The sequence below is a fragment of the Pedobacter yonginensis genome (assembly GCF_003173595.1).
GTDB lineage: Bacteria > Bacteroidota > Bacteroidia > Sphingobacteriales > Sphingobacteriaceae > Pedobacter > Pedobacter yonginense.
This window is the reverse complement of the sequence record NZ_QGNZ01000001.1, coordinates 146,383-167,795: the sequence shown is the minus strand read 5'-3', so window position 1 is coordinate 167,795 and position 21,413 is coordinate 146,383. Positions and strand designations below refer to the sequence as shown.

General features: G+C 37.5%; 20 protein-coding genes. 9 read left to right on the top strand and 11 right to left on the bottom strand.

Annotated features, from left to right (window positions below):
* Positions 1–50: 50 nt before the first annotated feature.
* The 10 genes from DHW03_RS00800 to DHW03_RS00755 form a co-directional block, all read right to left on the bottom strand.
* Positions 51–584, bottom strand: a complete 534-nt coding sequence (locus DHW03_RS00800; protein ID WP_109923876.1) for a DUF4199 domain-containing protein — start codon at positions 582–584, stop codon at positions 51–53.
* Between the two features lie 12 nt (positions 585–596).
* Positions 597–1,265 (bottom strand): hypothetical protein, encoded by a 669-nt coding sequence (locus DHW03_RS00795; protein WP_109923875.1) that lies wholly within the window; start codon positions 1,263–1,265, stop codon positions 597–599.
* Between the two features lie 72 nt (positions 1,266–1,337).
* On the bottom strand, positions 1,338–2,594 hold the full coding sequence (locus tag DHW03_RS00790) for a dihydroorotase (RefSeq protein WP_109923874.1): 1,257 nt from the start codon (positions 2,592–2,594) through the stop codon (positions 1,338–1,340).
* Positions 2,591–4,630 (bottom strand): vWA domain-containing protein, encoded by a 2,040-nt coding sequence (locus DHW03_RS00785; RefSeq protein ID WP_109923873.1) that lies wholly within the window; start codon positions 4,628–4,630, stop codon positions 2,591–2,593. Before DHW03_RS00785 ends, DHW03_RS00790 begins: the two co-directional genes overlap by 4 nt.
* A 399-nt stretch (positions 4,631–5,029) precedes the next feature.
* Complete coding sequence (locus DHW03_RS00780; protein WP_109923872.1) at positions 5,030–5,434, bottom strand: hypothetical protein; 405 nt, start codon at positions 5,432–5,434, stop codon at positions 5,030–5,032.
* Positions 5,435–5,516: 82 nt separating this feature from the next.
* Positions 5,517–6,974 carry a nicotinate phosphoribosyltransferase gene (locus DHW03_RS00775; RefSeq protein WP_109923871.1) on the bottom strand — a complete coding sequence of 486 codons (1,458 nt, stop codon included), beginning with the start codon at positions 6,972–6,974 and terminating at the stop codon, positions 5,517–5,519.
* A 20-nt stretch (positions 6,975–6,994) separates the two neighbouring features.
* Positions 6,995–7,723, bottom strand: coding sequence for a metallophosphoesterase family protein (locus DHW03_RS00770; RefSeq protein WP_109924955.1), 729 nt, complete (start codon positions 7,721–7,723; stop codon positions 6,995–6,997).
* A gap of 60 nt (positions 7,724–7,783) precedes the next feature.
* Complete coding sequence (prs, locus tag DHW03_RS00765; protein WP_109923870.1) at positions 7,784–8,617, bottom strand: ribose-phosphate diphosphokinase; 834 nt, start codon at positions 8,615–8,617, stop codon at positions 7,784–7,786.
* A gap of 67 nt (positions 8,618–8,684) precedes the next feature.
* Positions 8,685–9,377 (bottom strand): NUDIX hydrolase, encoded by a 693-nt coding sequence (locus DHW03_RS00760; protein WP_109923869.1) that lies wholly within the window; start codon positions 9,375–9,377, stop codon positions 8,685–8,687.
* A gap of 73 nt (positions 9,378–9,450) precedes the next feature.
* On the bottom strand, positions 9,451–11,013 hold the full coding sequence (locus tag DHW03_RS00755; RefSeq protein ID WP_109923868.1) for a L,D-transpeptidase family protein: 1,563 nt from the start codon (positions 11,011–11,013) through the stop codon (positions 9,451–9,453).
* 278 nt (positions 11,014–11,291) lie between these two features.
* Between DHW03_RS00755 and hisG the strand changes: the two genes are divergently transcribed.
* The 9 genes from hisG to DHW03_RS00710 all read left to right on the top strand — a co-directional run bounded on the left by hisG (position 11,292) and on the right by DHW03_RS00710 (position 19,655).
* Positions 11,292–12,143 carry an ATP phosphoribosyltransferase gene (hisG, locus tag DHW03_RS00750; protein WP_109923867.1) on the top strand — a complete coding sequence of 284 codons (852 nt, stop codon included), beginning with the start codon at positions 11,292–11,294 and terminating at the stop codon, positions 12,141–12,143.
* A gap of 48 nt (positions 12,144–12,191) precedes the next feature.
* Entirely contained in the window at positions 12,192–13,472 is a 1,281-nt protein-coding gene (hisD, locus tag DHW03_RS00745) for a histidinol dehydrogenase (RefSeq protein WP_109923866.1), read from the top strand.
* A gap of 1 nt (position 13,473) precedes the next feature.
* Positions 13,474–14,514 (top strand): histidinol-phosphate transaminase, encoded by a 1,041-nt coding sequence (hisC, locus tag DHW03_RS00740; protein WP_109923865.1) that lies wholly within the window; start codon positions 13,474–13,476, stop codon positions 14,512–14,514.
* A 3-nt stretch (positions 14,515–14,517) separates the two neighbouring features.
* Positions 14,518–15,651, top strand: a complete 1,134-nt coding sequence (gene hisB / locus DHW03_RS00735; protein ID WP_109923864.1) for a bifunctional histidinol-phosphatase/imidazoleglycerol-phosphate dehydratase HisB — start codon at positions 14,518–14,520, stop codon at positions 15,649–15,651.
* 149 nt (positions 15,652–15,800) lie between these two features.
* On the top strand, positions 15,801–16,394 hold the full coding sequence (gene hisH, locus DHW03_RS00730) for an imidazole glycerol phosphate synthase subunit HisH (protein ID WP_109923863.1): 594 nt from the start codon (positions 15,801–15,803) through the stop codon (positions 16,392–16,394).
* Between the two features lies 1 nt (position 16,395).
* On the top strand, positions 16,396–17,145 hold the full coding sequence (hisA, locus tag DHW03_RS00725; RefSeq protein ID WP_109923862.1) for a 1-(5-phosphoribosyl)-5-[(5-phosphoribosylamino)methylideneamino]imidazole-4-carboxamide isomerase: 750 nt from the start codon (positions 16,396–16,398) through the stop codon (positions 17,143–17,145).
* A gap of 118 nt (positions 17,146–17,263) precedes the next feature.
* Positions 17,264–18,019, top strand: coding sequence for an imidazole glycerol phosphate synthase subunit HisF (gene hisF, locus DHW03_RS00720; RefSeq protein ID WP_109923861.1), 756 nt, complete (start codon positions 17,264–17,266; stop codon positions 18,017–18,019).
* A 50-nt stretch (positions 18,020–18,069) separates the two neighbouring features.
* Complete coding sequence (hisIE, locus tag DHW03_RS00715; RefSeq protein ID WP_109923860.1) at positions 18,070–18,672, top strand: bifunctional phosphoribosyl-AMP cyclohydrolase/phosphoribosyl-ATP diphosphatase HisIE; 603 nt, start codon at positions 18,070–18,072, stop codon at positions 18,670–18,672.
* 83 nt (positions 18,673–18,755) lie between these two features.
* Complete coding sequence (locus DHW03_RS00710; protein WP_109923859.1) at positions 18,756–19,655, top strand: WD40 repeat domain-containing protein; 900 nt, start codon at positions 18,756–18,758, stop codon at positions 19,653–19,655.
* A gap of 897 nt (positions 19,656–20,552) precedes the next feature.
* On the opposite strand, the gene DHW03_RS00705 is transcribed toward DHW03_RS00710, so the two are convergent.
* Positions 20,553–21,335: a C40 family peptidase gene (locus DHW03_RS00705; RefSeq protein ID WP_109923858.1), complete on the bottom strand. Its 783-nt coding sequence runs from the start codon at positions 21,333–21,335 to the stop codon at positions 20,553–20,555.
* Between the last annotated feature and the right edge of the window lie 78 nt (positions 21,336–21,413).

Genomic DNA, 21,413 nt, shown 5'->3' with positions numbered 1-21,413 from the left:
AAATGATAAAACCTGCACGTTCAAAAATTTTGATTGTTTTAGCAATGAAATTATATGCGTTCTTTTTTTACAACCGCAGCCGTAATCAAGCTAATTACCAATCCAAATAGTGTGTAAGTAATTGCCGAACCAAATGCAATCATGTAAATCATATATTTACTCATCATTTCGATGCCTTTAAGCGTTTGCTCGTTATCTCCTGCGGCTTTAATTTGCGCATCTAAAATATCTTGCATTGCGCCCGGATCAACTACGCCATAGTAAAGCATCATTAATAAACCGATGAATAAGCCTGAATAAGCAGCTACCTTGAAACCTGTAGAAAATGCTCGAGAATACGTGATAAACCCGCCTAAATCCTGTTTGTGTTTATTCTGAGCGTAATAAATGGCAATTATAAATGTTCCGTAAGATAATACCACAGAAATAACTTTCTGCCAGAGAGGCGTACCTTCTATTTGTGTACTCATGCCGAGCAGGTTCATCACAAATATGAGTGCCAAAGTGTAAAGGGCAAAGGTAATGGCCACCTGAAATGCCAATGCATTCGGTTTTTTTTCTTCTTGAGCGATTTGTTGTTCCATTTGATTTATAATTTAGTTATTAATTGTAGTAATTAATGTATAAGTAGCAGCATCGAATGATTTGTTACGACTAAATTGAATTATTTCTTTGCTTGTTTCTGCACTTCCTTCTGTGTCAAGGAAAAATACCATGAACGGAACAAACAACTCCTGCATTTCTTCACTCAAGTTTAGGCTTGGTGCAATTTTGCAAATTTCTTCTACACTGCTTTCAGCAAGTTGCTGGTTACTAATTAGTTCCTCATAAATCTCAAACTCATCTTGAAATTCATCATCTTCTACCAATAAAAATTCTTTAAGAAAATCGCCTAATTCTGGATCGAGTTCCTCGTCTTTGCATTCTTTAATATACAAAAGTAGATTTAAAAGCTCCGTTCCTCTATCAATGGTTTCTTCTTCAATATTGGCCCACTCCTCTCCTTCTAAATAATCATCTTCTAATTTCTGTACATCATTACTGAAGAAGTTCACCATCAGTAAATCGAAGAAAACCTCCCTAAGCGCCTCAAATGTCGGATGCGAATCAAAAACGGCATCAAAAGCAGTTGCTTTATCCAAAAAGTTAACTTCAAGCTCAAAAGCCGCTAATAATTCCGTTTCAAAACCTTCAACATTGATTGCCGAAACCTCAGCATATTTATTTATTGATGCGCTTAGCGCCTTTTTTACTCTATTATCCATAATTAATATTTAAGAAATTAAAAAACCAGTAGGCATTAAATGCTTCTCTGTTTTTTAATTATTTTTTTAATTCTAGTTTTGTTTGTATTGATGGTTATTGTAAACCAAAATTGCTTTTCCTGTCAATTCAGTATTCATAAGAGGGCTATTAGCCGATTTTGAGTAATTGCTTGCGGCATTGTACATCCACTTTTTATTTGTTGCCAAAACGGTGAAATTTGCTTCTGCCCCTTCTTCAATTAACGGAATATTTAAATTTAATAATTTTCGTGGGTTAATGGCTAATTTTTCTACAATCAGGTTCGGTTCCAATCCTGCTTTTAACAATAGTGGTAAAACGGTTTGCAGGGCAATGATGCCATAATGTGCAATTTCAAATTCTACGTTTTTAAATTCGATTTCTTCGGGGCGGTGTTGCGAGGTTATCGCATCAATCGTTCCGTCCTTTAAACCTGCAATTAATGCTTTTACATCTGCCTTTGCACGCAATGGGGGTTTCACTTTGTAATTGCTATCAAAATCGTTTAAAAGTTCTTCGGTAAAAACCAAGTGGTGGGCGGTAACATCGCAGGTAATTTGAACGCCCTCTTTTTTGGCTTTGCGAATCAGTGCTACTGAACCAGCCGTAGAAATATTGCTGATGTGAATTTTAGTTTCGTTGTAGGTGGCTAAGAAAATATCGCGAGCAATGTGCATTTCTTCTGCCAAAGCAGGTAAGCCCTTCATGCCAAGCAGCACAGAGTTTTTGCTCTCATTAATTTGTGATTTTCCGGCTATCGATTTGTTTTCAGGATAAACCATCAACAATGCATCGAAACCTTTTGCATATTGCAAGGCTCTGCTCATAAAGCCATCATCTTGCAATGCCCGATCTCCATCCGAAAAAGCCACCGCTCCTGCCCTTTGCATATCAAAAAGTTCAGCAAGCTCTTTAGCCTCTCGGTTTTGACTAATGGCACCTATTGGCTTTACATCAACCAAATTATTTTTTGCTTTGTTAACGATGTACTCGACCTGTGATTTTGACTGAACCACCGGATTTGCCTGTGGCAGTAGCGCTAAACCGGTAAATCCACCCGCCTGTGCGGCAGCGGTTAAGGTTTCAATATCTTCTTTCGTTTCGTAACCCGGATCGCCAGCAACACTGTTTAAATCGAAAAATCCTGGTGTTAAGAAGGCACCTTCAGCATCAAAAACCGTTTCGGTTTTTTCGGCCTCTAGTTTACCTATGTTTTTAATCTTACCATCTACCACCCGAACGTCGCATTGTTTGCTATTAAAACTACTTTGCGGATCTACGATGGTTACATTCTTAACAAGGAGATTCATATTGTTTTTTTAGGGTTGTTAAAAAATCTGATGAGCAAAATTTCGATTGCAATAAAAATCAGCGACAAAATTAGACAAAGTTTCCATAAAGTTTGCCCGATTTTGTTGTCGCCAACAATTAATTTCACGGGATCTTTATCTGCATCAAACACTTTAAAATTACTTTTGTCGGCCAAGTTATCCAGATCAGTTTTAGCGAGGTAGTGCATATCAGATTCTGACCTGCCAATATTAAAACTATAAACGGCCAGCAAGGAATCTGCCAGTTGCAAATTATAAAAACCTGCCGTTTTAATTTGATCTGCGGTATAAATCAGCGTTTTGCCTGCCATTTGGCGAACTTCGGGAATGGCTTCGAAATTTTTAGATAGGAGTTTTAGCGATTGGTTTTTACCCAAGGCAATTTGCTTGCTTGATAAAACATGATCGTTACCCAAGTTGGCGTATAGCGCTTGTTCTTGCCCCCCATTTAAGGTTATGCGATACATTAAGGGCACAAATACCGGGTGGCGTGCAAGGTTACCATCCTTTGGGTTTAAACCACTTGCCGATAGGTAAATTTGTCCATTACCAACACCATATTTGGCGAAAAATAGCTTTCCACCAGGCAATTGCATAATGTTTTCTTTATTGGATTGATTGTTCTCGACAAAAGAAAAGTACCTATTTACGGTAGGCAAATCTAAATTTTTAGGTACCTCTTCGAATACAGTTTTAAAAATCGGATTTTCTAAATCAATTTTTTCAACCTTGTTTGCCTCACTATTTAAGGATTGAATATTTGGTAAGGAAAGGCTGCTTAAAAATGAATTGTAGCTCGGACGATCGCCATCCAAATCTGGAAAAATAACAACATAACCACCACCATTTAAATAGGTTTTAAGCTGCTGAGCCAAACCACTTGAGGGATTTTTTAGGCCATTAAGCACAATTAAGCTATAGTTTGCAAAACGACTGTAGTTTACATTACTTTCTGCATTTTCGGTCAGTTTATAGTACGAATCTACCCCATAAAGCATTTTGATGTAATTGCCCGCAGCGTTTCCATTAATGCTTAATACAGCCAAACTTTCATCCACTTTAAAACTAAACGATAAGCTATCATCAAAGGTTACTGGATAATCTTTAATGGTTAAGATTCCTTTTTGCCATCGAGCGCTTAATCCTGAAAAATTAAGGGTATCTCTTTTAATTTTGCCTGCCGGAATGCTTATCGAACTCAGGCCTTTTTGCTGGTTGTTGATGTTCAGCTTCAAGGGCACATTTAGGGCTTCCTCATCCGAATAGTTTTTTAACTGTACCACTAACTTTTCGCTTGCACCCGGTTGGTGGTTTGGAGAAAGTGTCCAAACGCTATCAATTGCGATGTTGGGTAATGGCGTGGCATTGAGTTTAACAAATGAATACTGAATATCTGGCTTGGTATTGAGTTTTTGGACGGTGGAAATGTTTTTCTGGAAATCGGAAATAACAAAACTGTATTGATTTGCGGAACCCACCAAAACATTGGCCTGCCGATTGAGAATTTGTTGTAGGTTGCGGTTAGATGCCGAGATTTTAACGTCGTCTAAAGCTTTTAAAAATTCTTCTTGATTTAGTAAGCGCTGGTGCTTGCCTTCAAAATCATTCGTTAAGAGTTGGAAACGATCGTTTAAACCAAAACCCTTTACAAGTTCTTTAGCCCTACGTTTTGCCTCATCCAGCAAATTGCCATCTTTATTTATGGCTTCCATGCTATACGAATTATCGATATAGATGCTTACCGCATTATTTAAACGATTGTTTTTTTGGTTCTTTTGTGGAATATAGGGTTGCGAGAAAGCCAACACCAAAAAGATTAGCGCTAAAATGCGAGCAAATAAAATAAGTAGATTCTTTATTTTCTCTCTTGAAGAATTTTGATGTTCTACTTCTGTAAGTAGCTGAACGTTAGAAAAATATACTCTCTTAAACTTCCTAAAATTGAATAAATGAATGATGATCGGAATGGCGACCGCAATGAGTGCAAAAAGAAAGCCCGGATACAGGAAATTCATTAAAAAACAAAGATAGAAAAATTATGGAAAGTGGGTATAAACCCTTTATTTATCATTGAAAATATTTCTTTTAGCTTCAGATTTGATATTACACCAAATTTATAAAGAGATTCATTGTCGATTAACAGTTGTAGCAATCTTTCCGTAGGTTTTTTGAAAGCCATAGTTTAAGGTGCATTGCTTTTATTTCATCTGAGGTATCTTTCATCTCTTAAAAGGCTAAATATTGCTGATTTTAAAGTTTTAACCCGTTTATGTATCAACATCATCAATTTGAATGGCTAATTGTAATACTTGAATCTCCAATCAGCTTAGCTATGAATAAATCCTCAACCGTAACTCAAATATACAGATTTTCGGAAGTATTCCATTTTAATCCTTCTACTGGTTATTAAGTGCTTAATAAACAAAACCAGGGAATTCAATATTTACAATTTTCCATTCACCATTATGCAAGGCGAAGTATAACTTAAATGGACCGCTTACAATTTTGGATTGCTTTTGAACGACGTTTCGGTAACCTGCCACACCTTCTACAAAGCCCATTCCTTTACCATCGCTTAACAACTCAAAATTGACATCTATAATGTCGTAACGCCCGCCAACGTATTCATCTGATTTTCCAAAAATACCTTTTAACCGACTTACAATAACGTCTTTACCAATCATTTTGCTTCCAGGAAGCATAAAGAAATCATTCAATTCTTGGGTAATGGCTTTGGATTGTTTAAACCATGAATTGATGAACCGAATGGCACTATTTACTAAATCAGCTTGATGGTTAAAAGTTGGATTTTCTTTCATATAAAATTTCTCGACCTTTTATGGTCAAAAAAACAAGAACTGGCTATCGAATCAATCCATAGCCAGTTAGAATTCTGCAAAGTTACTTATTCTTTAATCTTTCCCTAATTTCGGATAAGGAATAATCGATCAGCAATTTTCCGTCTCTGAAAACCTCTTTCAGTTCTCCTTGTTGTTCTTCTTCCCAACTGCATTGATCTTTTAATTGATATTCGCCAGCGGCATTTTTAATAACCTGTAACAACCCTTTGGCCGATTTTTTTGTACCATCATCTGTAATTGGGTCTTTAAAAATTTCTCTTCCAATACCATTAACTTCTCCGTAGGTGGCTTTCATGGCGAAACCAAATGTATCTCTTGTATTGTATTGATAGGTAAAAGAGCCTATTCCGAATACCACATTTGTTGATGCAAAGCCTTTGGCCTTTAATTTTTCACATATTTTGGTTGCACGCTCGGTGGTAATACTATCGCCATAAATGGCGCCTATTTGAGGGATTAATTCTTTATAACCTTTCTGGTTAATGGTACCGCCAAAAACATCCCATAACAATTCAATCACCCCTTTTTTCTCATTTTCATTTTTTCCGTTCGGATTTCCACAGATGATATCGATTGGATCTCCAGAATCGGGGCGGATAACCACTTTACCTGCTCTACCAATTATATCTTGCTTTAATTGAGGCAAATACTCGGTTAAAACTTTCCATAAATCCCACGTATCCGAAACAATTGATACAATGCCTTTCGGATAGACTTCCAAGATCAACCGTTTAAATGTATCGAGCTCACCAGTATTTGTACCCATGCACATTACAGAATGTTCGGTTGCGGCTACAGATCCGCCGATAAATTCCTCATCAGAGTTGGCATTGTAATAGGTTTCTAAAAAATCTATTGCTGGGATGGTGTCGGTACCGGTAAAACTAAGTAAATGCCCGGCAGCAGATGTAACCGCAGCTTCTATACCACCCATTCCACGCATAGAAAAATCGTGTCCTTGCCAATCTACAAATTCAGGTACAGAAGAAGTTTCTGCCGCATATTGATCTAAAATTTTACGATACTGTTTGGCGATGGTTGCTGAGTTGCAGGGTAACCAAACCACGGCTGATAATAGCGTTTCGAAATAGTTGGTGAGCCAAAAAAACTCCGGCTTGGTGTTGTACATGGTAAACATAGGTACACGCAATGGCACTTCTGCACCTTCTGGCAAAGATTTAAATACCATCGGGATGTAGCCTAAATCGTGCAAATCTGCAATATGTTGCGTTCCAACCAAATTCTCACCTAAATAGTTGTTAATTCTTCGCGCATATTTTTTCAAAATTTCTGCTTTGGGTTGGGCAAAAAAGTTTTGATCAAAATCTTGAATGATGTATTTTTTGATGAAGTATTGCAATCCGAAAAGCACAACAGAATTCACATTTTCTAATCTACTTTTTCTTGGTGTCCAGTTCGAATAAACAAGCGTTGTATGATCTGGGTATTGTCTCCGATGATCTACTTTGTAACCATCTGTTAATAATAATGGATTCATGTTTTTATTTTTTTTTAATTTTAATTTCTTCCTGTTTCGTTTGGGTAATGATTTTGAAGTGTTTCACTTTGCCAAAATTGTTTTGTATCAACATCTAAGCAACTTAATTTTCCGGTAAAGGCTGCTCCCGTATCTATATTCCAAACATTGCAGGCATTCATTGGGACATCAATTTTATAATTAAGTGTTGGGGTATGACCAATGTAGATTTCATTAAAGCACAATAATCTTTTGGGATACAGGAGTGAATCTTTTGGAATTCGACTATCGGTAGCGATTGCCATCTCCCAAAGGGTTCTATCCCAACAGTAAGTTGATGGATTGGCTTCTTTTTCTGGCCCGTACATGGAGGAGAAACCGGCATGTATAAACAGGTTGTTTTGCGAATCGACATGGTAATTGATCAATCTTTCAAAAAAGTCGATGTGCTGCTCTTTAACGCTATCCTCAACATGCTTGTAGCTCTCGATAGTAGATTTGCCTCCACTTTTGTACCATACTTCGTGTACATCTTGTGTACGAAGCCAATCTAAGCACCACACATCATGATTTCCTTTGATAAATACACATTCAAAATGATTTTCTAATTCTATAAGGTAATTAATCGTTTGGGCAGAATCGCTCCAACCATCAACATAGTCGCCCAGAAAAATCAATTGATCTTCACTGGTAAATTGCACGCTCTTCTGAAGTTGCATTAAGCCTTTCAAACCGCCGTGAATATCGCCTATTACTAATGTTCTCTTCATAAATTTTTGATGCTGATTGGAAACCGTTACTTTATATTTTCGATCTTCCAATAACCAATACTATAATAAAGCTTGTAATTTGATTTGAGTTACAGCAGCATGTTCAATATCCTTAACCGAATCGGTGGTGAAAATTTTGTCGAAGTATTGACTCAATTCGTCAAACCCTTTACTAAATATACCATGACTAATGGCGAGATAAAGTTTTCCAGCATTTTTTCTTTTCAGTTCTTCGGCTAAGCCAATGAAAGTTCCGCCCCCATCGCAAATATCATCCACAATTAAACAATCCTGACCATTCAAATCTTCTGTATAAACTCTAAAGCCTGAAAGTTTCCCTGTTTTTACATCACGGCTTTTAGAACATTCTACCACTTCTTTACCACCTAAATACTCAGATACTTTATAAATTTTCTTTAGCGCACCACCGTCGGGAGAAATTAATTTAGGTTCACTCCCCATAATGGCAACCACTTGTTTGATAAATTCGTGATTTGGAATGACCTCGCAATTGTTTAGCAGTGCTGGTGTAACCTCACTATGTGGATCGAAAACGGTAACGCGATTTAGGCCGAGGTTATTGATGATATCTGCATACACTTTAACTGATAATGGTTCTCCCGGAATCATAACCCGATCTTGCCTGGCCGCCGGAAAATAAGGAATAAACAATTCTATTTCTTTAACGCCCATTCTTTTTAGGGCATCAACCGTTACACAAATTAATCCCAAATCATTAAATGCGTTTATTCTGTGGGTGATGGTTACGGAACTTGATGCATCAAAATGATTAGCGATTTTAATGTGTGGCTCACCACCTGCAAAAGTAAAAGATTTGTACTCGATTGAGTTTTTTTCGCCTAGCGGTGTAAAACTCGGATTTAAATTCAACATATATTTGCGTATTATTTACACAAATATAATAATGAAATTTAAAATTCAAAAATTATTTGCGTTTTTTTTACGCAAACTTAATTTCAAATTGAAAATTATCTTTGAGCAATTGATCGTATTTCTCTTTATCAAAACTAAAAAGTTCTCCCGGACGGCCGCTAGAGCCTTTTTTTACCACTTTACCTGTTTCTTCCAAGATACCGAAGCTGAGTATTTTTTTTCTGAAATTCCTTCTATCGATATCTTGCTCCAGAATAGAGCAATACAAATTTTCAAGATCTGAGAATAAAAACTCTTGATCCAATAAGTCAAAGCCAATTGGCTGATAGGTTAATTTATTTTTTAATCGGGCGTGTGCCAATTGTACCATTTCATTGTGCTCGTAACCCAATTTGGGTACATCTTTAATGGCGAACCACTTCGCATTCTTTGCATCTGTATCTGCTTTTAAAACAAAATTCTTCGGGTTTACCAAAGCAAAATAAGCAACAGAAATTACCCTAAATCTTTCGTCTCGCGCAACATCATCGCCAAAGGTTTTGAGTTGTTCCAAATAGCTAACCGTTACGCCTGTTTCTTCTTGGAGTTCACGCTCAACACCCTGAATCAGTGGTTCATCATCTCGGATAAATCCGCCTGGTAGTACCCAGTGGTTTGCTAATTTTCCAAATTTTTGTTGAACCGCCAGCACATATACAATGCCGTTATGGTAACCGAATACAATTGCATCGACTGCTATTTTAATATTTTGATTGATCATAGGGTGTTTGTGTAAAAACAACACAAAACTACTGATTCTTTAAAATAACAGCGAAGAAATCACAATTTAAAACTTATCTAAACTTTTTCATCGCTGCCCAAAGTTTCTCATCTAAGCCATAAATATCTGGTCTGTATTCGATTTTATCGTTTTGAGACCAAGCGGTAAGGTAGGTGATAATAAGTGGTACAGGTTTTTTCGGACCAAACCATGCTGGTTTCAATTGAAAAGATTTGGTGGTATCAGCTTTTGCAGCCATACGTTTTTTATACCATTTATTATGTGTACTGTCAACAGGAGGCAAATCTACTTCAGCCCTAAGTTTATCATACGTATATGGATCTTTAACCAATAGTTCTGCAAACTCTAGCGGTTTTTCAATTCTTACACAACCATGGCTTATCGCTCTATTGGCTAAATTAAAACCGTTTTTGTTATTCGTATCATGTAGATAGATACTCGAACCGTTATCGAAAATGAACTTGAACTTACCTAAGGCATTACCCCCACCAGATCCTTGTTTAAATTTAAAAGGTAATTTATCTCTCGAATATTTGTTCCAGTTGATTGTATCTGGCTCGCCAATAAGTTTATCTTTATAATACACCTTAATGTTACTATTAGATAAATAGTAAGGATCTTTTCTTGCCATCCAATAAATTTCGCTTTGAGCAATACTAACTGGGATGTTCCAAATTGGATTGGCTTGAATGGAATTGATTTTGCTGAATAAAAGTGGCGTTTCGTGATTTTTGGGTTTATCATCTAAATTGCCTGACTTGGCAAAGGCTTTAAGTTTATCTTCATAACCTGCCTCGCGCTTACCACCTACGCACACTTTCATACTGATCAAGGTATCTTGTTTATCAAACCAAGTTAGTTTGAAATCTGGTATGTTCACTTGCACATAATTCTCACCCGTTTCTGGCAATTTCCAACGATAGCGTTCCATGTTTAGGGAAAGAATTCTTTTTTCATCCTCTGAAGAAGCATTCAAATAAGCAGTTTGCAAAGCTCTGTATTGCGCCGATTTGGGTTGTACAGCTCTTAAAGTATCCAAGATATGTTCCGAATCGAGCAATTTAATCATGCCAACGCTATCTGGTCTTTTAACCTTAATGTAATACCTAGAAAATAGGTTACGCGGGTTAACAACGCCGAATTTTAAATAGTTGGTATAGTTTAGATAGGCATTGGCCGAAAGCAATTCTAACCTTGCGATAACGGGGTAGCTTTCTTCAACTTTTTTAAATGTATTGGCCGATAGTTGCTCCAGTAAGTTTCTAATTTCTTGCGTTTTGAAAACCTTTGGATTAAATCCGTGAATCGTACTGTTTTGTAAATACTGACTTAGGCTATCCAAACCTCCATCTACAAAAAATTTGGTGACCAATTTAGGTTGCGAATGATGACTTGCGTAAAATGCCTTAATCGTTTTCGGATTGACAAAAGCATTATTCAAACTGTCCAACGTTTTTACAAAAACACTGTCGTATGCTACGGTATCAAAGTCTTTATAGATTTTGTTTTTAAAATGCTCCGACAGCACCTTCCCAATTTCTGGAGGCTGTTTAAACCACCCACAAGCAGAAATAGTTAAAATAAAAGGGATGAGCAGAATGCGGAAGTTCTTCAAAATGTATTAATTAATGATCAAAAATAAAAGTAATGGAATTAAAAAACCCATAAAGGGCAAATTAAGTGCCATATTTTTTTGATTTCCCATTTCTATCTTTATCTTTGCCAGCGCTGATCAGCTAGAAGTATTGATACAAGCATAAATAAATTATGGAATTAACTTTGAACCATCACTTACATTTGCACCATCGCCAATAGGCGATATGATATGTTTGTTTTGTACTTCAAAACTTTTTTTCCGTAAAATTATTTCTTGTTCATTTTATATACAATACTTTGAAAACACTTAAAATCGCTATCCAAAAATCGGGTAGGTTAAACGAAAAATCGGTAGAAATATTAAAAAATTGTGGTCTTTCTTTCGAAAACTATAAAAGCTCGCTAATTTCAACCGTCCAAAATTTTCCATTAGAGATCCTTTTTCTTCGTGATGATGATATACCAGAATACGTTCAAGATGGCATAGCCGACTTGGGTATTGTTGGGGAAAACGTGATTACAGAAACTAAGGCTGGGGTAGAATATCTACAACGTTTGGGCTTTGGAAAATGTACCTTAAAAATTGCCGTTCAAACCGGTAGCGACATCCAAAAACTGGAAGACCTAAATGGTAAGGCAATCGCAACCTCTTACCCTGTTATACTTGAAAAATTCTTAGTTGAAAAAGGCATAAAGTCTGACATTAGAACCATTTCTGGTTCGGTAGAAATTGGGCCAGGACTTGGACTGAGTGATGCCATATTTGATATTGTTTCAACCGGCGGAACACTTAAGAGCAATGGCTTAAAACCATTTGCTGATGTAATGACTTCGGAGGCTGTTTTAATCGGAAACAAATCTATAGTGAATCATCCTGAAGTGGCCGAATTGCTTCAAAGGATTCGTTCTGTTTTAAGTGCGAAATCTAATAAATATGTGGTGTTAAACGTATCGAAAGATAACCTGCAAAAAGTTGTCGATTTGTTGCCGGGCGTTAAGAGTCCAACCATTGTTCCATTGTTCGAACCGAACTGGGTTGCCGTACATTCTGTTATTGCTGAAGAAGATTTCTGGGATAAAATTAACAGCCTGAAGGCAGCAGGTGCCGAAGGCATTTTGGTGATGCCTATCGAAAAAATCATCACATAAAATCAATAAATTCATGTTAACTATTAGTTAATTTTAAATTATAAAACATTGAAAATCTACAGTTATACAGATTTATCTAAATCAAAAATTGAAGAACTTTGTTCACGTCAGATTGAGGATGATAAAGTAGTTGAGGAACGGGTAGCACAGATTATTACCGCCGTAAAAAAGGATGGTGACCAAGCCCTAATCAATTACGCCAAAGCTTTTGATGGCGTTGAATTAGACAAGCTCTTTTTAGATGTTGAAGACTTAAAACAGATTGCCGCTGGCATTCCTGCTGATGCGAAAGAGGCCATTGAAACGGCCTATCATAACATCAAAACCTTCCACCAATCTCAATTGAAAATCGAGGATAAAATCGAAACAATGCCAGGCGTGGTTTGCTGGAGAGAATCGAGAGCGATTGAAAAAGTTGGTCTTTACATCCCCGGTGGAACGGCCGTTTTACCGAGCACGTTTTTGATGTTGGCAACCCCTGCAATCATCGCTGGTTGCAAAGAGATTGTAGTTTGCTCGCCTCCACAAATTGATGGTAAAACAAACTGCTACTTGGCTTATTGTGCTGTGCTTTTGGGTATCGAAAAAATTTATTTGGTTGGTGGTGCGCAAGCCGTAGCAGCGATGGCATTTGGCACCGAAACTGTACCTCAAGTTTATAAAATTTATGGCCCTGGAAATCGTTATGTAACCACTGCTAAAACCATGGTTCAAAACCGAGTGGCTATTGACATGCCCGCGGGCCCATCAGAGGTTTTGGTAATTGCCGACGAAACATCAAATCCAGCATTTGTTGCGGCAGATTTATTGGCCCAAGCAGAACATGGAGTTGATAGTCAGGCAATTTTGGTTGCTACCTCAAATCAGATTATAGAAGAAACTTTAAAACAGGTTGAAATTCAGCTGGCTGTATTGCCAAGAATGGAAATTGCTACGAAAGCCATCGCCAATTCTTATGCAATTTTGGTTGATAATTTGGATTCTGCGATGGATTTTTCTAATCAATATGCCCCAGAACACCTGATTTTAGCCACTGAGCACTTTGAAAATCTTATTCCGTTGATAATCAATGCAGGTTCTGTCTTTTTAGGAAACTTTACTCCAGAAAGTGTGGGCGATTATGCTTCGGGAACAAACCATACTTTACCTACAAGTGGCTTTGCTAAAGCTTATTCTGGTGTATCAACTGATGCATTTCTTAAAAAGATAACCTTCCAACACCTATCAACCAAGGGCTTAAACAACATTGGCAACACCGTTGAAACACTTGCTGCAGCAGAAGGACTGCAAGCACACAAGAATGCGATTACCATTAGATTGAAGAATTAACATGGATATTAACGAATTAGTAAGAGAAAATATAAGAAACCTAAAACCATACTCTACCGCAAGAGATGAGTTTAAGGGACAAGCATCTGTTTTTTTGGATGCCAATGAGAACAGTTACGGTTCTCCCCTACCCGCAAATTACAACCGCTATCCAGATCCTTTACAGTTGGATTTGAAAGATGCCATTAGTAAAATCAAAGGGGTGCCTATTGAAAATACCTTTCTAGGAAACGGAAGTGATGAAGCAATTGATTTGTTGTTTAGAGCTTTCTGCAACCCGGGAAAAGATAACGTTGTTATTTTACCGCCTACTTACGGAATGTATGAGGTTTCTGCCAACATCAACGATATCGAAATTCGCAAGGTTAACTTGCTTCCAAACTTCCAACTGGATTTGGAAAAAATTGCAGAAACGATCGATCAACATACAAAAATCATCTTCATTTGCTCGCCGAATAATCCAACCGGTAACTCGATAAACAGAACGGATATTGAAACCATTCTGGCGAATTTTAATGGTATAGTGGTGATAGATGAAGCCTACATCAATTACGCAAAGCAAAAAACCTTTATTCAAGAACTTACAGAGTATGCCAATTTGGTTGTACTTCAAACGTTTTCGAAAGCTTGGGGTTTAGCTGCATTACGTTTAGGGATGGCATTTTCCTCTACCAAGGTGATTGATGTTTTAAATAAAATTAAGCCTCCTTACAACATCAATCAGGCTACGCAAGATTTAGCTTTCGAGGCGCTAAAAAATATTGCACAGGTTAACAATTGGATCAAAGAATCTGTTGCTGAACGCGAACGCTTATCCAACGAGTTAAATAAATTGAGCATAGTTACTAAAGTTTATCCATCTGATGCAAATTTTATATTGACTGAAGTAACCAATCCGACTAAGATTTACGACACTTTAGTTGAAGAAGGGATAATTGTACGCGACCGCTCGAAAGTGATTCTGTGCGAAGGTTGTTTGCGGATTACCGTTGGTACCCAAGAAGAAAATGATAAATTGCTCACCATTCTGAAAAATTTCTAAACAATGAAAAAAGTATTATTTATAGATCGTGATGGAACGTTAAACATTGAACCTGATGATGAACAGGTAGATAGTTTTGCCAAGTTAAAATTCTATCCGCGATCGTTGTACTACCTTTCAAAAATTGCATCAGAAATGGATTATGAGTTGGTTATGGTAACCAATCAGGATGGTTTAGGCACCCCATCAAATCCAGAAGAGAATTTCTGGCCGATACATAATTTTATGCTCGACACCTTTGAAGGTGAAGGTGTGCATTTCAGTGAAATAGTAATTGACCGTACTTTTGCCAAAGACAATGCACCAACACGTAAACCAGGTACAGCACTGTTAACCAAGTATTTGGGTGGAGATTATGATTTACAGAACTCCTTTGTTATTGGTGATAGGTTAAATGATGTCGTATTAGCGAAGAACTTAGGTGCGAAAGCAATATTTCTCCGCCAGAATGATGCCTTGGGATCAACTGAAGCGTTGGATAAACATGAGACTTTGCTGGATGTAATTATTTTGGAAACCCAGAAATGGGAAGATATTTACAGTTTGCTTAAAGCAGGCAGTCGAAAAATTAACCATGTTCGTAAAACCAACGAAACCGATATTACCATCAATTTAGACTTAGATGGCACTGGAAAAGCTAAAATTGAAACGGGCTTAAATTTTTTCGACCACATGCTGGACCAAATTGCCAGACATGGGAGCGTTGATTTAGAGATTATCGCTAAGGGCGACTTACACATTGACGAACACCATACCATTGAAGATACCGGAATTGCGCTTGGCGAAGCTTTTGCCAAAGGTTTAGGCAATAAATTAGGCATTGAGCGTTATGGTTTTTGCTTACCAATGGACGATTGTTTAGCACAGGTGGCGATTGATTTCGGTGGCAGAAACTGGATTGTTTGGGATGCAGAATTTAAACGCGAAAAGGTGGGCGATATGCCTACAGAGATGTTTTATCATTTCTTCAAGTCGTTTAGCGATGCTGCAAAATGCAATTTGAACATTAAAGCCGAGGGCGATAACGAACATCATAAAATTGAGGCTATATTTAAAGCCTTTGCAAAAGCAATTAAAATGGCCATAAAGCGTGATGCCGAAAAAATGGTTTTACCAAGTACTAAGGGAATGCTTTAAAATTAAATCTAATTGATGATAAACTTTCCTAACTTAATATTCAACACTTGATACTTGATATTCAATACTCAATACCCAATACTTGATACTTGATACTCAATACTTAATACCCAATACTTGAAACTAGATACTCTTAACTTGATACTCACATGATTGGAATTGTAAACTATGGCGCTGGAAATATTTTCTCTTTAACGGCGGCTTTAGAGCGTTTGAATGTTAAATATGGCATGGTAGATACGGAAGCTGATCTAGAAAAATACAGCCACATTATCATTCCAGGGGTTGGCCATGCAGGCGCAGCAATGGAAAAACTGCAAGCAACAGGCTTGGTACAAGCAATCAAAGCATTAAAGAAACCAGTATTGGGCATTTGTGTGGGTATGCAATTGATTACAGAACACTCTGAAGAGGGTGATGCAGCCCTATTGGACATTGTTCCGGTAAAAACCAAGAAATTCGATAAGTCATTGAATATCAAGATTCCACACATGGGTTGGAATGCGGTTCAACACGAAAACAATTCTTTATTCAAATCTGTTGATGATAATGAGCAATTTTACTTTGTTCATTCTTATTTTATTGAATATAACCCTATTTTTAACGTTGCTTCTGCCAATTACGGATTAAAGTTTTCGGCAGCGGTACAAAAAGACAACTTTTATGGCGTTCAGTTTCACCCCGAAAAATCGGGTAAAGCTGGCGAACAGATATTAAAAAATTTTTCAAACTTAAGCTTATAAAATGTACATAATTCCTGCTATTGATATTTTGGATGGAAAGGTAGTTCGCCTACGTGAAGGTGATTACAACCAGAAAACTGAATATGATGTTTCTATTGCCGAAATGATAGAAAAATACCGCTCAAACGGAACAGACTTCATCCATATTATTGACTTAAACGGCGCCAAAGGTGATTTTAGCAATCAGAAATCGCTTTTCGAGATTATTAAAAAAACCGAAATGAAGGTGCAATACGGCGGTGGAATTAGAACAATTGAGCAAGTAACCAACCTACTTGATGCAGGCATCCATCGGGTTATTGTGGGTACTCAGGCCATCACAAATCCAAATTTTTTGCCAGAATTAAGTGAGGCCTTTGCAAAAAAACAAGACTATGCCAACCGCATTGTAATTGCAATTGATGTTTTAGACGAGGTAATTAAATATTCGGGTTGGATGGAAAGTTCGCCAATTAAATTAATGGATTACGTGGATAAGTGTTTGGCCTTAGGGTTTTTCCGCTTCTTATGTACTGATATTAGTAAGGATGGAAAGCTCGGTGGTGCTGCAGTTGATTTATATAAAAAACTGCTTGAGCATTCTCCAATGATTAAATTAATTGCCTCTGGAGGTGTAAGCTCAATGGACGATATTTATGAGTTGGCTAAATACCCAATCAGAAGCGTTGTGGTTGGAAAAGCCATTTATGAAGATAGAATTACGATTGAAGAAATTAAAGAGTGGAACTTAAAGATGCTTAGCTCTATTTAAGGTTGTAACCATTCTTGCTTTACGTTGTCTTCAACTTGATTTAAAGATTGATTACTGCTTATAAAATAGATTTTTTAAAATAATCATCATGGCTCGCCATTGATGAAAAGCCAAACAAATGTTATCAAAACGTATTATACCCTGCTTGGATGTAAAAGATGGGCGCACGGTAAAAGGTGTAAACTTTGTTGATTTACGCGACGCAGGCGACCCTGTAGAACTTGCTGCCCAATATGCACAACAAGGTGCTGACGAATTGGTTTTTTTAGATATTACGGCAACCCACGAACGCCGTAAAACAATGATTGAAATGGTTAAATCGGTTGCCCGCCAACTGAACATACCATTTACCATTGGCGGTGGAATTTCTGAAATTGCAGATGCTGAGGCATTATTAAATGCAGGTGCTGATAAAATTAGCATCAATTCTGCGGCGGTGAGAAATCCAAAATTGATAGAAGATTTAGCAAAAGCATTTGGCGTACAGTTTGTTGTGTTGGCGGTTGACACTAAATTTGTGAATGGTAAGAATATGGTTCATTTGAATGGCGGAAGATTGATCACAGAATTAGAAACCGAAGATTGGATTAAGCAGGCTGAAAACTTAGGTGCAGGAGAAATTTTGTTAACCTCTATGGATCACGATGGTACAAAAGCTGGCTTCGATTGCGGTTTGCTTAATCGGGTAAATCAGATGATCAACATTCCGATTATTGCTTCTGGTGGCGCAGGCAACATGAACCACTTCACAGATGTTTTTCAGAAAGCGAATGTAGATGCTGCACTTGCAGCTTCAGTTTTTCACTATGGCGAAATTTTGATACCGGATTTGAAGCAAGAATTAAAACGAAACCATATACCTGTTAGAATTTAAAAACATATCCGCAATTGCAGGTGCAAAACCATTGCGGTAATATCAAAACAATGAATATTGATACATCATCTCTTGATTGGGATAAAACGGCAGGATTACTGCCTGTAATCATTCAGGATTACAAAACTTTAGAAGTTTTAATGTTGGGCTACATGAACGCCGAAGCCCTGGAGAAAACCCAGGCCGAAGGTAAAGTTACCTTTTTCTCTCGCTCTAAAAATCGCCTTTGGACCAAGGGAGAAACCAGCAACAACTTTTTATATGTTAAGGAAATTTTTGTTGATTGTGATCAAGATACCATCTTAATCCAGGCAGAGGCCGTTGGTCCAACTTGCCATACAGGCAGCAGAAGTTGCTTTAAAACAGCGTTTAATCAGAATTTTATTTTTGAATTGGAAAATATCATCGCCGACAGGTATGAAAATCCAGTTGAGGGTTCTTACATCAATAAAATGCGCAGCAAAGGCTTAAACAAAATTGCGCAAAAAGTTGGTGAAGAGGGCGTGGAAACCGTAATCGCTGCCCTAGCAGAAAGCGAAGAAGAATTTATTGGAGAAGCATCGGATCTTGTATTTCACCTGTTATTTTTATTAAAAGAAAAAGGCTTATCCATTCAGGATATTGCTAAGAATTTGGAAAAAAGACATCAATAAAAGAGATCAAGAGGTTGTGTCGAATTAGAATCGCTTTAATATTCAAATTTAACCGTCAAGTTTCTTACTGTTCAAACAATTAAATGTTAAAACACCTTAAAACACTTTCTGGACATCAAAATCCTGTTTACGCACTTGCCAATTCGGATAAGGAGGGTATTTTCTTTAGTGCCGGAAATGATAAGGGCGTGGTAGAATGGTCATTGAAGACGCTGGCATTCGTTATGGTTAAGCTACCTGTACAAAGTTCAGTATATTGTCTTCATAACTATAACAAACAGCTGTTTATTGGCGAAAGAAGCGGTGCCTTTAGTGTTTACGATTTTATTGCGCAAAAGGTTGTTGCTAGAATAAACGCCCATACCAAGCCGATCTTCAACATTCAAACGGTAAGCAGCAAAAATGAATTTCTAACCACTGGTGAAGATGGTTCAGTAGCTGTATGGTCGCTTGATGATTTTTCTGAAATTTACCGTTTCCAAGTGGCTTATGATACCGTTAGAGCCATTGCCATATCTCCAGATCAAACTGAGGTTGCTTTTGGTTGTAAAGATCACCTCATTCGGATTTATAACCTGTCTGATTACAGCTTAAAACAAAGCTTAGAAAGCCATACCCTTCCCGTTACTTCGTTAGCTTATCATCCTGAACTCAATTATCTCATCTCTGGTAGTAGAGATGCGCAACTAAAGGTGTGGAATTTGCCAGATTATTCGCTTAGAGAAACCATTCCAGCGCACATGTTTACCATTTATAACATCGCTTTCCACCCTACCAACCCCTTTTTTGCTACTGCTAGTCAAGATAAAAGCATTAAACTATGGGATGCAGAAAATTTCAAACTCTACAAAATTTTAAGTTTGGAGAAAACAGGTATTGGCCACACGCATTCCATCAATAAAATCATCTGGAGTAATGATGGAAAGTATCTAATTTCAACTGGTGACGACCGACAAGTAATGGTGTGGGAAATGGAGGATTAGATTTCTTAACTGCTTGTCTTTCAGATAAATCTATTTCTTGGTTGGTGACTCAATGATTATTAATCTAATTTTATCAGTCAAGGCTCAATTAATTTAAAATTAATGCCATTTTTTTGGAAATTAACGCTCAGTAATCCTACCAATCAGGCTGTCCCTCTGTACGCTAAAGCCGAGCTGAAAAAGCTCGGGCTACCGCTGCCATAGGGTTTAGGCACAACGGTTCTGTTTAGCAGCAAACTTAAATCCTAAACCCGATTATTAATTTATTCTTATCAGTCGTAACTCAATTAATTAAAAATAATGCTATTTTTTTGGAAATTAGCGCTCAGTAATCCTACCATTCAGGAAGTCCCTCTGTAGGCTAAAGCCGAGCTGAAAAAGCTCGGGCTACCGCTGCCATAGGGTTTAGGCACAACGGAACTGCCTAGCAGCAACCTTAAATCGTAAACCCGATTGTAATGAAAAGCGCCCGATCCTTCATCGGGCCTTGTAATGAAAAGCGGGACAGCCGCTCCCGATGAAACACAGGACGTTCATTTCCAAAAAATTTAAACGCTTATCATTTGGATGATGGCTCATCCATCAAATCCTATACCTCAAATGAATCTATTTTTTTCGGAAACGAGCGTTCGGTAATCCTACCAATCAGGCAGTCCCTCTGTACGCTAAAGCCGAGCTGAAAAAGCTCGGGCTATCGCTTCCATAGGGTTTAGGTACAACGGTTCTGTTTAGCAGCAACCTTAAATGGTAAGCCCGATTGCAATGAAAAGCGCCCGATCCTTCATCGGGCCTTGTAATGTAAAGCGGGGCAGCCGTTCCCGATGAAACACAGAACGTTCATTTCCAAAAAATTTAAACGCTTATCATTTGTATGATGGCTCCAAAATCAATTTTTTATTAAACAAAACGCTTAATGATTCTCAGTTTATGGCTGTATTTGCCTAATTCCTTATTGAAAATCCCTTGATCGTCAATTGGATCTATTTTCACCTTGGCAGAGGAATGGATGATCTCATTTGGACTCAGCATAATGCCTACATGGGTAATTTTACCTTCTGCATTATCAAAAAAGGCAACATCACCAGCTTTGCATTCTGACAAAAAACCCACCAATTCGCCTTGCTCAGCTTGTTGTGAAGCATCGCGATTGAGCTTAACACCCAGTAATTTAAACACGGTTTGTACAAAGCCAGAGCAATCTAAACCAAATAGATGCCTACCACCCCATAAATAAGGTGTATTTAAAAAGAATTTCGCTGTTTCAGTTAATTCGGTTGTAAAATCGTGATCGCCAACATCATGAGCATCGAAATTTAACTTAAATTTTTCCGCTCCAGCATAACAATATCCATCTTTTATAAATGGAAGATTACTAGCGGGACTCAAGTGGTACAAGGATCCATCTTCTGCGGTTAAGGCATGGTTAAATCCTAATGGAGATAGCGATTTACATTGGTGCATTTCAGTAAACTCTGTTTCCGAAATTGGAGCCAACTGCCTAAAATCGATCCAACCTTGATAATCGTCGTAAGCATTTTGAACAAGCCACCAACGCTCCTCTCTTTGAATAATTTCTACATGTTCGCCAAACAATAGCTGCGAAACTATTTCTGCCCGATCTGATGCATCTGCACGTAAAGGCGCTACCGCAACCCTACAAATACCGTATTGATTTTCCATTTAAATATACCCGTAAAACGATTGTAAAACTAATAAATTACATCCATAGCCTAACATTTTGAGGTATAAATTGTTATT

Excerpts from the sequence above, each read along its gene's own strand:
- hisIE (WP_109923860.1), top strand. The coding sequence starts at position 18,070 with ATGAATATTGATACATCATCTCTTGATTGGGATAAAACGGCAGGATTA.
- hisF (WP_109923861.1), top strand. The coding sequence starts at position 17,264 with ATGTTATCAAAACGTATTATACCCTGCTTGGATGTAAAAGATGGGCGC.
- DHW03_RS00785 (WP_109923873.1), bottom strand. The coding sequence starts at position 4,630 with ATGAATTTCCTGTATCCGGGCTTTCTTTTTGCACTCATTGCGGTCGCC.
- hisA (WP_109923862.1), top strand. The coding sequence starts at position 16,396 with ATGTACATAATTCCTGCTATTGATATTTTGGATGGAAAGGTAGTTCGC.
- DHW03_RS00800 (WP_109923876.1), bottom strand. The coding sequence starts at position 584 with ATGGAACAACAAATCGCTCAAGAAGAAAAAAAACCGAATGCATTGGCA.
- DHW03_RS00780 (WP_109923872.1), bottom strand. The coding sequence starts at position 5,434 with ATGAAAGAAAATCCAACTTTTAACCATCAAGCTGATTTAGTAAATAGT.
- DHW03_RS00790 (WP_109923874.1), bottom strand. The coding sequence starts at position 2,594 with ATGAATCTCCTTGTTAAGAATGTAACCATCGTAGATCCGCAAAGTAGT.
- DHW03_RS00705 (WP_109923858.1), bottom strand. The coding sequence starts at position 21,335 with ATGGAAAATCAATACGGTATTTGTAGGGTTGCGGTAGCGCCTTTACGT.
- DHW03_RS00795 (WP_109923875.1), bottom strand. The coding sequence starts at position 1,265 with ATGGATAATAGAGTAAAAAAGGCGCTAAGCGCATCAATAAATAAATAT.
- prs (WP_109923870.1), bottom strand. The coding sequence starts at position 8,617 with ATGTTGAATTTAAATCCGAGTTTTACACCGCTAGGCGAAAAAAACTCA.
- hisC (WP_109923865.1), top strand. The coding sequence starts at position 13,474 with ATGGATATTAACGAATTAGTAAGAGAAAATATAAGAAACCTAAAACCA.
- DHW03_RS00710 (WP_109923859.1), top strand. The coding sequence starts at position 18,756 with ATGTTAAAACACCTTAAAACACTTTCTGGACATCAAAATCCTGTTTAC.
- DHW03_RS00775 (WP_109923871.1), bottom strand. The coding sequence starts at position 6,974 with ATGAATCCATTATTATTAACAGATGGTTACAAAGTAGATCATCGGAGA.
- DHW03_RS00760 (WP_109923869.1), bottom strand. The coding sequence starts at position 9,377 with ATGATCAATCAAAATATTAAAATAGCAGTCGATGCAATTGTATTCGGT.
- hisB (WP_109923864.1), top strand. The coding sequence starts at position 14,518 with ATGAAAAAAGTATTATTTATAGATCGTGATGGAACGTTAAACATTGAA.
- DHW03_RS00770 (WP_109924955.1), bottom strand. The coding sequence starts at position 7,723 with ATGAAGAGAACATTAGTAATAGGCGATATTCACGGCGGTTTGAAAGGC.
- hisH (WP_109923863.1), top strand. The coding sequence starts at position 15,801 with ATGATTGGAATTGTAAACTATGGCGCTGGAAATATTTTCTCTTTAACG.